Source organism: Kribbella sp. NPDC049174, assembly GCF_043197365.1.
Taxonomy (GTDB): Bacteria; Actinomycetota; Actinomycetes; order Propionibacteriales; family Kribbellaceae; genus Kribbella.
Window position 1 is genome coordinate 373,758 of the sequence record NZ_JBICSZ010000006.1, and the last position, 12,650, is coordinate 386,407.

At 70.8% G+C, this 12,650-nt stretch carries 5 protein-coding genes; all 5 read right to left on the minus strand.

The genetic code is table 11. The annotated features are described in order from the left end of the window. Window positions 1-22: 22 nt before the first annotated feature. Genes ACGFIF_RS29170 through ACGFIF_RS29190 form a run of 5 tightly spaced genes read right to left on the minus strand, consistent with a single transcriptional unit; the run spans window position 23 to window position 12,649 of the window. Window positions 23-5,815, minus strand: a complete 5,793-nt coding sequence (locus ACGFIF_RS29170) for a hypothetical protein (protein WP_393158845.1) — start codon at window positions 5,813-5,815, stop codon at window positions 23-25. Then, window positions 5,815-9,084 (minus strand): hypothetical protein, encoded by a 3,270-nt coding sequence (locus ACGFIF_RS29175; RefSeq protein ID WP_393158846.1) that lies wholly within the window; start codon window positions 9,082-9,084, stop codon window positions 5,815-5,817. The genes ACGFIF_RS29170 and ACGFIF_RS29175 overlap by 1 nt, the downstream gene beginning before the upstream one ends. 9 nt (window positions 9,085-9,093) lie before the next feature. After that, complete coding sequence (locus tag ACGFIF_RS29180) at window positions 9,094-10,383, minus strand: hypothetical protein (protein ID WP_393158848.1); 1,290 nt, start codon at window positions 10,381-10,383, stop codon at window positions 9,094-9,096. Next, a complete protein-coding gene (locus ACGFIF_RS29185; protein WP_393158849.1) occupies window positions 10,380-12,098 on the minus strand; it encodes a hypothetical protein in 1,719 nt (572 codons plus the stop codon). Before ACGFIF_RS29185 ends, ACGFIF_RS29180 begins: the two co-directional genes overlap by 4 nt. After that, window positions 12,098-12,649: a hypothetical protein gene (locus ACGFIF_RS29190; RefSeq protein WP_393158851.1), complete on the minus strand. Its 552-nt coding sequence runs from the start codon at window positions 12,647-12,649 to the stop codon at window positions 12,098-12,100. Before ACGFIF_RS29190 ends, ACGFIF_RS29185 begins: the two co-directional genes overlap by 1 nt. Window position 12,650: the final 1 nt, after the last annotated feature.

Here is a 12,650-nt window from a genome sequence, read left to right on the forward strand (position 1 = left end):
ACCGGCCACCTCCCGTCGCGGATCATGTCGGCCCCAGGTCGAGCAGGTACCGGATGCCTTCGGTCAGTTCGGCGTTGGTCGGTCGCCGGACCGAGCCATCGGGGAAGCGGACCAGCGGAGTCGACGCCAGCGGGAGGGGTGACGCGGCGTCGGCCTGCGCATCCGTGGCGACCCGGATCCACGCGCGCCACAAGGGGATCCAGCCCATCGCGGCGACCAGGTCGGCTCCGACCGGCTGGGCGCCGACGTACCCGATGGGTGGTGTCCGCAGCAGCGGGTCGGGTGCCGCCGCCGGCGGCCCGTCGGGAGGAGCGCCGCCACCGACCAGTGTTTGCCACTCGGCCAGTCGTCGCTCATCCAGGTTCCACCGGCGGAAGACCTGCACCACCTCGCCGACAGCAGGAACGGGCAACGCCGGCAGTACGCCGTCCGCGACGGCGACCGGACCGAAGGCCGGGGCAGCGGCGACTGCCAGCAGCGTTGCGAGATCGGCGGCCGCACCGAGGCCACTGCCTTCGAGGTCGCCGAGCGATGCCACCGGTACGACGGGGAACGCGTCGGGACCGGACGCCATCAGTCCCGCCGGAGTGGACAAATCGGCCCGCGGTGCATGCCGGAGGACGACCCCGGTTTCCTGCGTCTTGCCGACCGGGACGAACCTCGCCCTGGCGACGGCGGCGTCGGCGATCGGCCCGGGATCGCCGGGGTCGGCGAGAGTGCCCGGCCAGGGCAGCGACGGGTCCGGCGGCTTGCTGGTCAGTACGGCGGCCTGAACGCCGGGCATCTCCGCCGGTAGCAGTTGCGCAAGCGACGCAGCAGTCGTCCCGGCGGGGATCCGGACTGGTGTCGGGACACCGCCGGTGCGGAAGGTGACCAGGTCGTCGGCGTACTGAACCTCCAGAGTCCCGGGCCCTGGCCACCAGATCGTGATCAGGTCGCGCATGCCGCTCGGGTAGTCGTGCCCGGAGAGGTCCGCGGGGAGAGCGGTGTCCGGGTCCGACCAGAGCGTGGAGTCGTCGAAAACCCTGGCCAGGGCAGTGGGTTCGGGCGGCAGCAGACCGGCGGCGGCAACCGACGACAGCAAGGGGAAATGCCGGTCGGAGCGCAGGAACCAGGACTGCCACCCGCCGCCGTTCGACAGCGCGATGGACACGATGATGCCGACCAGCAGCCACATGATCGCGGTGAACAGACTCCAGACCAGCCAGAACGGCCAGCCGGTGTTGATCCCGAGCGCCTTCATCACGGCCGACACGATGAGCGTGAGTCCACCGGTCGCGGCCGGGATGGTCTGGATCGCGAACACGGTCGAATCGCCGGGGCGGCGCGAACCGGCGGCGAGCGAGCGGATCAGCGCGTAGATGTCGAGCGAGACCAGCGGGGCGAACATGCCCAGCCACTGGGTGAGTGAGCTCTGCTCGGTGTTGCCGGAGGTTGCCAGTGCACCGGTGACGATGCCGGCCCGGGCCAGGAACATGATCAGCGCGGTGACGAAGACCTCGGTGTGTTCGTCGACCGCGGACCACAGGATCATCGAGTAGACGAACGGTGCGACCGAGCCGATGCCCATCGACAGCGTGAGCAGCTCGAAGACGGACCGCGGTGTGAGGTCGCCCGGTGCGAAGAACAGACCCGCGTTCGGCAGCGTTCTGGCCGCGAGCATCGAGATCGAGGGCGCCAGCAGGATCGGTGTCAGCAGACCCCACCAGGCCGGCGCCGGCCAGGACGACGTACGGAGATCGTCGAGCACGAGGTTGTAGGCGTTGCGCATCCGTACGGCGGTGAGCCAGTCACCGGTGTCCAGACCGTCCTCGAACAGCGGGAATCCCAGCGCACGCTGCGCAGGCAGGCCGTAGACATCGGAGAGCGCGCGCAGATAACCGTCCCAGACCGCCGTCGGCACACTCGTTGCCGTAGGTAACCAATCGATCAGTGGGGCAGGCACTGCCTCACCACCCAGGAAGCGCCGCCGCAGATAGCGTTCCGCCGCCGCGGCTCCGCCCGACTGCGAGTGGCGGTGCCAATCCGCGTTGGTGTCGCGCGCCAGCAGGTCTGCGAGTTGCGGCCCGACCATCACGCCGGCCGCCGCGGCAGCGAGCATGCCGCTGCCGAACCCGCGGACCGCGGCTGCCGCGGCGGCGTCCGCTCCGGCAATCGTGAGTCCTGCCCTGGCCATCGCAAGGGGGAACTCCGAGGCCGGTACGGCGACCCGGCTGCGCTGTGGATCCGGTGTCCCGCGCCGCATCAGGTCGGACACCCACGTGCCGCCGGGTGCGAGGACAGAGGTGAAGCCGGGCAACTCGAAACCCAGCGCGCCGAGCAGTGCGTACTGGCCGATCCCCGCGCCGGGCAGCGTCCTCGGGACCGTTGCGGCTGGTCCTCCAGCCATCGCGGCCCGGGCTGCCGTCGCCATTGCCAGCACCCGGCGTTCGACCGGATGTGGGCGAACCGGAACGGTATACCCACCGAATGCGGGGGAGATCCGGGCAGACTGCACCTTCCGGCCGAGCTGGTCGGCCAGGTCACCAAGCCGTTGGTGCGCGAGCAACGCCGTGGTCAGCGGGACGAGTAGACCGGTCCCACCGGGCGGATTCAGTGAGGCTGCGCCACTAGCCGCCGACGCTGCCGCCAGTCCTTTCGCGGGTACGGCGGTCACCCGGCGCATCGCGGCCCGCGGCTCGCCGGTCACGAGGGTCACCGGGTTCTGAGACGGGACCGCCGGAAACGGATCGCTTGCGTGGTGTACGAGCGCCAGCAACACGAACCGCTGGCCGTCGGCAACGTCGACGGTGGGCAGCAGATCGCTGGTCAGGTTGAAGGTCGCGACTCCCGGCCGGCCGGGCTTGATGCCGTCGACCGTACGGATTCCCACTGTCTTCCAGCCGGCCGCGTCGATCGGCGTACCGTTCACGACGGCGCCTTCGAACCCCGGTGGCAGCGCGGCCGGCGGGGTCGCGTCGTCGGCGCCCGCCGGTCCGATCAGTAGGGCGACCCGGACGCCGTCCACGGGCGGATTGCCTGGACTGACCCCGCGATTGCGAACCGTCACATGTACCCGCGTCGTGGCCACCGCGGCCGGGACGCTGGCCAGGACCTCGCGTTTGCCGTCGAGGTTTCGCAACTCCACCAGCGTCGGCGTGGTGACCGCCTCGATGACGTACTTGCCGTTCTGGTCCGGGGCGTCCACGGCGATGTCCGGGCTGGCGTCGATGGTGCTGGTCCGCTTGTGGTCGCCGGGAAGAGCCACGCCGACCCGGGCCGGGCGGCCACGGTCCACCGGCGTGGCACGCAGTACCAGACTGATGGCCGGCTGGGGCGCACCGGAGAGGTCGAGCTCGAACACGCCGCGGCCGTGGACGGTGGCGCGCAGGAGCGCGGGAGCAGCGGGGACGGTCGGGTCCGACACCAGGTCGAGGTCGAGTACGGCGGCATCCGGCAGGTTGGCCGAGAGCACCTGCCAGGCGCCCAGGCCGGCGTTCCAGGTCCAGACCCCGAGGTCGGCGCCAACCCAGCGGCGGTTTCCGGTGGGGTCGGCGGGGTCCAGCACGATCGCGTTGTGCTGTACGTCGATCAGGCCCGCACCGGCCGCCGCCCACGGCCAGCCCGCCGGCGGGACCGGGGGAACCCGGGTGTCCAGCGACCAGACCCGGTCGGGGGCCGCCGGCGGCACCGCAGCCGGGCCGCCGACCGTGACGTAGATGCCTTGCCCGGCCGGGATGGACGGATCGATCGCGATGCTGGTGATCGGTCTGAACTCGCCGGTCCGCGGAATGTCCAGCGCGGCCCAGCCACCCGCGCCCTTGTCGTACCGGGCGACGTGACCGTCGGTCCAGCCGGCATAGAGCCGGGTGGGTGATGCGAACGCGAGCGAGCGGACCCGGACTCCCGCCGGTGTCACCGGAGTCCGGGGTGGCAGGCGCTTCCAGTTCCCGCCGAACGTCTCGCTGACGTACGGCACCTCGCCGCCGAACGCCACCACCCTCGAGTCACCGGGGACGGCGCTCGGCGGCGAGCCGACCAGCGGTGGGTAGAACAGCTGGTCCGTGGGATTCGGGTTGACCAGAGTGGTGTCGTACCGGGCGCCGTCGATGTCGCTGCGACGGACGGTCTCCTCGGTGTAGATGCTCAGCAACTGGCGGCGGGTGCCCGGACCGGCGGGTGCCCAGTCGACCACGGTGTCGCCGCCATCGCCGTACAACTGGTGGTCCCAGACCTCCGAGCCGAGGTAGCGCAGGCCGCCGTTGTCCTGCGCGCCGCAGAACGCGTACGAGTCCTCGCCGGGCAGATGCCCGAGTCCTATCAGGCTCAGGGTGCCGAGGCCGGCATTGCAGGAGCGGAACAATCGGTTGCCGGTCCCTCGGGCGTTCGTGGTCGCGAAGACTCCGCCGTCGCAGCCGATCCACAGGTCGCTCGAGGAGCCTGGCCGGTGCACCAGCGCATGGACGTCGGCATGGGAGGACGCACCGATGTAGATGTCCTTGCAGCTGAAGCCCGCGCCCGCCGGCGAGACTTCGAGGCGGTACACGGTGGCGGAGAACTCGCCCTCGGTGTTCTTCCCGGAGCCGCCGATGTAGACGACGTTCGGGTCGGTGGGGTCGACCGAGATCGCCTGGTCGTAGTTGCCCTGCCCCGGCTCAGATCCGCCGAACACGTCCTTGGGCGCACCCGAGATCGTGGACCACGCCGGCGCCACGGCCGAGGGGTCGATCCGGTGCACGCCGTGCAGTACGCCGCCCTTCGGGTTCTTCGGATTGACAAAGGTCACCGGGGTCGCGGACAACGCGTAGACGACGACGGGGTCGCTGCCCGAGGCCGCGAGCGAGCTGCGGCTCGACCCCGCCGGCAGCGGAGGGAGCGCGGCCCAGCCCGCGACCGGACGCCACTCGAAGGTGGCGCCGTTCTGGACCACGACGTAGAACCGCACCTGGCCGGCCACCCGGCCGACGGTCACGCTGGTGATCCGGTTGCCGGCACCGATCACCGGCAACGCCTCCTCGACCCACGGCGCCGGCGTGGCCGAACTCGCGAGAGTACGGCGGAACACGCCGGCGTTGGTCGCGACCACAACGTGCTCGCGGTCGGTGGGATCCACGGCGAGGGCGTAGACCGTCCGGCCCGCGAGCGGCGGCGCCGCCGGCTCCTGGAACCAGGTCCGCCCACCGTCGTCGGATCGCAGCATGCCGACGCCGAAGAAGTCGGGGGAGGTGCCGGTCCCGAAGGACGCGTGACCCTCGCCGGTTCCGACGTACAACCGGTCGTGGGCCGCGTCGCCCCCGTCCACCATGGCGATCGCGCCGGTGGCGAGCGTGTCGACCTGCTGGCCTGCCGGGGCGACCGGACCGCCCGGTATCGCGACTTCGATGGCATCGAGCTCGTCGCTCATGGGTTCCCACGAGCGGCCCGAGTCTCCGGTTCGCCACACGCCGCCGTTCGCGGTGGCGAGGTAGACCCGTTGGCCGTCCTGCGAGACCGCGAGGTCCTGGATCCGGCCGCTCACCACGGGTTTCGGCGCCGCCTGGCCAAGTACTGCACCGAGTGGTCCGATCGGCACCCAGTTCGGCCCGCCGGCTACGGCGATCAGACCCTCCGCCGGCTCACCAGGACTGGCCGTCCGCGCCTCGCGCTTCAGCTCGCGGTACGCCCGCAACTGCTCCAGCCGGGACTCGATGCCGGCTCCTGGCTGCGCCAGATCGTCGGCTGCGGCGAACCCCTCGGGTGCGTCGGGTCCGCCCGCCAGCCGCTCCTGGACGAAGTACTCCCACCGGAGCTGCGAGCCGCGCTTGCCGGAGCGGCCCCCCGGTTTCGAGCCGGCCATCAGAAGCCCACCTCGATCCCGATGTCGACACCGATCGAGAGCGGCGACTCCTGGACGTGGTCCGGCAGTGCGGCCTGCAGCCGCTGGAGGGCATCGCCAGTACGGTCGAACCCCTCGTCCAGTTGGGCCGCGAGCACATCCAACGCAGCCAGGACCGGTTCGAGCAGCGCCCGTACATCCAGTCCAGACGCCAGCGCCAGTACGTCGTGATGGATGGTCACGACATCGGCGAAAACCACCGTGGGACGGACGTTCTCGAGTACATCGAGAGCCGCCTGCTGTGCGGCTGCGACGGCATCCCGGACCGGTGCCAGCGGGTCGAAAGCGCGCAGCCGAGCGATCACCTGGTCTGCCTCGGTCAGCACTCCGCCGAGGAGCTGTTCCGGACTGAGCGCCTGCACCTCGCCGGAGATTTGGGTGTACAGGGCAACCAACTCGTCGACGATCGGCTGCAGGTCGAACGCCTCGATCACCCCGCGGACCGTGTCGACCACATCGAGGGCCGGCTGCAGGAACACGTCGAGCAGCGCGATCAACTGGTCCCGTCCTGCCGACACCAGGTCGGCGATCGCGGGCAGGATCCGGGCCGGGCCGGCCAGGTCGTACAACTCCAGTACCAGCTCCGACAGCGGCGCCGAGCCGTCCACACCGAGCGCACTGAGGATGTCCCGCAGCTTGGCCGGAATCGTCATCACCGGCAACAACGCCACCGTGACCCCGGCTGCGGCGGCTGTCACCTCACTACGGCCGGAGGCTGCCAGCGTCTCGGCCACCACCGCGTCCACTTCCAGCGCGGCCAGGTAGCGGCGACGGTTCTCGGCAACTGGACCGAGCACGACGGCCGGAGACACCCCGGCGAGCAGCGGCTCCAAAGCCACCCGCAGTTGGGATCCCGGCGGGTGGACCTGCAGTGCACCACTGATCGCCCGGTGCTGTGCCCCGGTCGCAGTAGTCAGCGGAACCGGATTGAGCCCCGCGACACCATCCCGGACCGACGCCACCTGATCGGCGACCTGACGCAACCGCGCCCGCACCACCGCCGCGCCGTCCTCGCGACCCGCGATCCACGCGAGCATGTCCGCCACGGCCGGCTCGGTCAGGTCGAGCCCACCGGCCTGACCCAGCTTGACGAGGATCGATCCGAACGCGCCGCCGGGCGGTCCGGCCGGCAGATCACGCAGCCGTGCCGCCACTGCTTCATCCAGTACGGCGGCCAGCGCCATCGGATCGATGCGCCCGAGCCACTCCGCTGCACCGTCGCGGAACGACGTCACCGCAGCGGTCACGTCGTCCAGATGCAGTGCATCGAGTGCGGTCTGGCGGACCTCGTCCAGCGGCGCCTGAATCGGGTCGAGCGCCTGCGACGGATCCAACTCGGCCAGGGCGTTCAGGACCGGGTCGAACAGATCGGCCAGCGGATCAAGGACCGCCGCCTCCAGGTCGATCCCGTCGAGCAGACCCCGGACCTCGTCGAGCGCCTCGGTCGCCGGAGCCAGCAACGCGACCGGATCCACCTCGGCGACGGCGGCGCGCAACTTCTCCAGCGGCCCGGCTTCCAGTTCGAGCAGCGCCGCCTCCGGGTCGAGGGAGGCGAGGAAATCGACGACCTTCTGGTACACCTCCTCGATCGCATCGAGAGCCTCGGCGTGCAACGACTCCTGGATCGCGGCCAGCTCCGCGCGCAGCGTGTCCTCGACCTCCTGCAGATCGAGCTCCTTGATCGGCTTGGCGAGATCGACGATCTCCTGCTGTACCTCGGTGGGCAGCAACCCGAACGGGACCGCGTCGATCACCTGCGCGCCGGTGTCGATCACGTCGTTCGCGGTATCGAAGTACGGCGTCAGCTGCGCCGCGCCGAGGGCGGCCGAGATCGCACCGAGCTCGGTCCGCAGGTTCTCCGCCAGGTCGGCCAGCTTCAGCTCGTCGAGGGCTCCGCTGACCCGACCCAGGGCGGTGCGCACTTCCTCGGCGGCGTCACCGACCGCGTCGGCAACAACCTCCAGCCCGGCCTCGATGTTGCCGCAGACCTCGAGCAGGACGTCCTCCGCCGTACCGACCGCGGCTTCGATCGCGTCGAGCGTGTCGATCACCGGCTGCATCGCCCGCTGCACGGCCTCGGCGACCGAACTCAGGTCCACCTCGTCGACCAGTTGCCGGACGGTACGGATCGCGGACGAGATCGTTGCGGCCACCGACTCGACGGCCAGCCGCACATCGTCGAGCGGACCCACCACGAGGTCCGTCACGTCGGTCACCGGTTGCAGCAGCGTCGCCGGGTCCCAGCTCCGGACCGCCGTCACCATCCCGCCGACCAGATCCAGCGCCTGGTCGACGACATCGCGGGTGGCGTCCGCCGGGACGGGCAACTCGAGGTCCAGCACCGGCGCGGCCAGCGCCCGTACGTCGGTCGCCATCGTGCCGACCGCCTCGAGGTTCGCGCCCGCCATGGCCAGCCGGGCCAGCTCCAGACCGGCAACGCCACCGGCGAGATCGAGGCCGATCAGAGCTGCCTCGCCGAGCCCCATCCCTGCGGTCCAGCGCCGCTCGACATCGAGCACGGCGTCGAGGAAGGCGACCACTCGTCGCCCCAACACCTCGACGGCGTCGGGATCGTCCGGGTCGGCGGATCGCAGTGCCGCCACCAGCCCCGTGTCGGCAGCCAGCGCGCCGAGCCGATCCGCCGCGGCCTTGGCAGCCTGTACGTCGAGTCGCCCGGCCAGCAACTCGGTTCGCGCCACCAGGCGATCGCTGACCGCGGCGGTCGCGGTGAGCCCAGCCAGCACCCGCACCAGCTCCACCAGGCCGCCGACCGTACCGCTGGTGTCGACCAGGCTTTGCTGCAACTGCAGCTCGGGGACCAGTCCGAACAGCGCGGCGAGCGGACCCTGCTCGACGGACGAGATCACCGATCCGGTGCGTGCGAGCAACGAATCCAGGCCGGTCTCGGCGACCATGTCCAGGGCCGGTTCGAGGACGCTGCCGGTCTGGCCGATCGAGGTGATCAGGCTGAGCAGTCCGTCGATCTCGGCCGGCACCTCGGCGCCGGGGACGCCGGCTGCCAGTCGAGCGGTCAGCGTGACAGACGCAGTACCCGTTGCGGTCAGGACGGCCGCCAGATCAGGAGGTGCCGCGCTCGCGACCAGGGTGAGGATGCCGGACGCGTCGAAGCGGACCTCGCCGAGATCGGCGCCCGTGAACGATCCGGACAGGGCTGTGAACACCGCGTCGAGGTCGATGGCGGCCGTCGCCTGGAGGTCTGCGTCGAGCATGTCCGCCGCCTATCCGCGCCGTACCCGGATGGTGAGCCGCATCAGGCCGCCGGGCGTCGGGAAGTCCTCGGCGCCGGTGATCGCGGCCTGCGAGGAGGAGACCGGCCGGCCATTGCGGTCCATCAGGTAGTCGCAGACGACGTCGACGAGGACGACGCCACCGAGTTCCCTGAGTGAGTTGATGGACTGCTGGGCCGAGACCGAGATGGTCAGCTGGTTCGCTGCGATGGCGACGGTGTGGGCGGGATGCAGGACGGGCAGCGCGTCGGTACCGGGGAGGACGAGCACCTGGACCGCGACGCTGGAGAAGCGCTTGAAGAACTCGGTTTCCAGGTCACTGGACCAGTCGATCACCAGCCGTTCGAGCAGCGCTGGAACGTCGCCGATCCCGAGCTGCGCGACCGGATCCCAGTTGATCCCCTTCAACGTCGTCACCTCGAACGGCTGCCCACCTCCTGGCGGCCCTTGATCCCCCTTCGGCCCTTGCGCCCCCTGATCACCTTTGGGCCCCTGGTCTCCTTGATCACCCTTGGGCCCTTGGCCGCCTGGGTTGCCCTTCGGCCCCTGATCACCCGGATCACCTTTCGGCCCCTGGACACCCGGATCGCCTTTCGGGCCCTGGTCGCCCTTCGGGCCCGCGTCGCCGGCCGGCCCCGCGTCTCCTTTGGTGCCGGTGTTTCCCTTGTCTCCCTTGGGTCCTTGCTCCCCGGGCGGACCTTGCGGGCCGGGGTCGCCCGGTGGGCCTTGCGTTCCTTCGACGTCGCCGAGATCGATGGGCGCACCGTCGTACAGCCAGAGTCCGTCGTCGTCCTGCTTCCAGGTCCCGGAGTGCGCATGCGACTGAGCCGGCACGAAGCGCGCCGGATCCTGCACCGTCGCGAGCTCCGGATCCCGCCGTACCGTCCCGACAACGAGCGTGTCCGGATCCGCCGCATCGGCCGGCGCGACCACCTCGCTCAACACGTCCACGATCGTCGCGATCGGCCCGAGCCGCGTCGCCTCGTCCTCCCGGATCACCCCGCGGACCCCGACGACGACCTCGTCCGTGCCGTCCGGCAAGGACAACGTGACCTGCTCGTCGCGTCGTACCGCCAGCCCGCTCCGCGTGAACCCCACCCCAGGAGTCAGTACGACGTCGCCACCCTCCACCAGCAGCCGGTAACCCAGCGCGATCCGATCGCGTCCGACCACCCGGCGCAGGTCCGTGATCGCCGCATCTGCCACGGTCTGCAGGTGGTTCAGGTGCGCCGGTGTGACCCGGAGGCCGTCCACGAAACGCGTTCCCGGAGCCTCGGTCACAGCGACACCTCCTGCTCTCGATAGGTGACCAGCACGGTGTCGAGAGTCAGCGATCCGGCGGCGGCGCAGGTCGCGCGCAGCAGCACCGGCGGCGTGGCCGGGATCGGCGTCCGCATGATCAGGCGGGCCTGCAGATCCGTCTGCCCGGGATCGACGTCCAGGAAGTCAGGCGTATCGACCACCTGCAATGTCGTCGCCGCGATCAAGTGGTCGCGGTCGGGCAGTCCAACCACTCGTACGGCGGCGCGCAGCGGACCGATCGCCGGGATGTCGGTCAACCCACCCGTCGCCCCACCGGACAGCCGCCGACGCAACGGACCACCCGGGGCGAGCACATCCGACGGTGACCCGGCGGTGAGCGAGCACTCGACTTCGCCGTACCCGGGCTGAAGCTCCAGCCACGCGGCGACGAAGCGCTCCTCCGACGGTTGCGGCGGTGGTGCCGGCGGCTCCGGCGGCAGGGGTACGGCGACCGCGGCCGCGAACGGCAGCGTGTACCAGCGGGCCACGACATCGCTGACCTGGACCGGGCTGAGCGTGCCGCCCTCGATCGGTTCACCCGGCCTGCCGTCGACTGTTGCCGCCAGCAACTGACCGGTGACCTGGCCGCCGCTCGTGTTGTCGGGCGCCCGCAGGTTGAGCCGGGCGCCGCTGACGGTGCCGAACCTCGACACCAGCGTCCGCGGGAGGCCGATCAACAGACTCCGGCCGACGGCGAGGACGATCCGCGCGGCATCACTGATCTCGGGGCCGGTGGCCGGCTGGATCCGCTCGGGTCCGAAGGTGCCACGGACCGCGAGCGACACCTCGTGCACGGCCTGGGCGTTCGGCGGCGTCACCTCCACCTCGACCACACCTTCTTCGGCGAGGTCGAAGGACCGGGCCAGCCCCTGTGGCGGAAAGTCCTGCGAGTAGACCCGCAGCACGTTGATCTGCGGGGTCAGCCGCAACGCTCCCGGCGCGGCGGCCCGCAGGGCAACGCGGATGACGACCGGCGCGGCCGGGTCGGTCGCCGCGGCCACCGCTCGCGCGAACGCTTCCCGTACGGCGTCGGTGCGGTCGACCACGTACCGCACGCCGGCGGCCAGTCCCGGCTCGCTCGGTTCGTCGATCTCCGCGGGCGAGCTGCCCTGCCGCTCGAACCACACCGTCCGCCCGTCGATCAGAACCTCCAGCGACGGCGGCACCGCCGGGAGCACCACCCCCGCCATCTCGAGCAGCCGGTCCGCGAGATCCTCGGTCCCGTCGCCGCCGTTGGTCGACTGCAGCAGCAGCCGCTCGGTCGCGGCCTCGGCGAACTCCGGGGCGGAGGCAAGGAATCGCCACTCCGTCCCGGTCCAGCGGTAGACGTCGTCGACACCGAGCACCGACGTGAACTCCTCGTCGCCGAGCAGTCCGCCGAGGGTGACCAGTCGGCCGAAGTCGACCGTCGCGGCAGACGTGGCGTCCGAGGTCAGCGGCGTACTCGAGCGGATGTCCGCGATCGTCGACAGTTTCGCGTTGTCGACCGGTTCGGCGATCACCTCGAACAGCGCGGACTCGATCCGGGCGTCGGCCGGCAGCGGCAGGTCGAGCTCGACCAGCGACCCGGCGACGGTCGACTGCCCCGGGATGAGGATCGTGTAGCTGCCCGGGTAGTGGTGCGTCGACACTTCGAGGACGCCTTCGACCGAGTTGAACGCGTTCCCGAAGCCCGACTGGGTGGAGATGGCCATCACGGTGTACCGAACGACGTCAGCATCTTCAGCGTCTCGATCGATGCCTGGACGTCCCGCCCGGGAACGGTGTCCTCGATCGTCACGTCACCGGACAGGAACAGGTCCTTCAGTGCCTGCACGTCGGTGGAACTCAGCGGGCCTTCCGAGGCCCGGACCACCAGGCGCTGGGCCTGCGGCTTGCCCCGGACCAGCCGGTCGTACGCGTTGCCGATGGATGTCGCTCGCAGACCCTCGTGGACGCCGCGGACGATCCCGACCGGCAGGGTGTTGGGCCGGGCGAGGGTGAGGTCGACGACCGTGTCGAGCGGGACCGGCGTCCCGGGCTTCACCGACTGGGAGACGATCCGGTAGAGGATGATCGGCTCGCCGATGACGACGTCGTTCAGGATGTCGGGGTCGATCTCGTGGACCGCGATCGGGATGCCGTCGCGCACCACGTTCGACTCGATCTGGCGCGCGCCGACGTCGATGAAGACCACGTCCTGGTTCGACCGCAGCTTCGACGTCGTGGCCCGGGGCGTGACCGGTGACAGCGGGCTCTCGCTCATC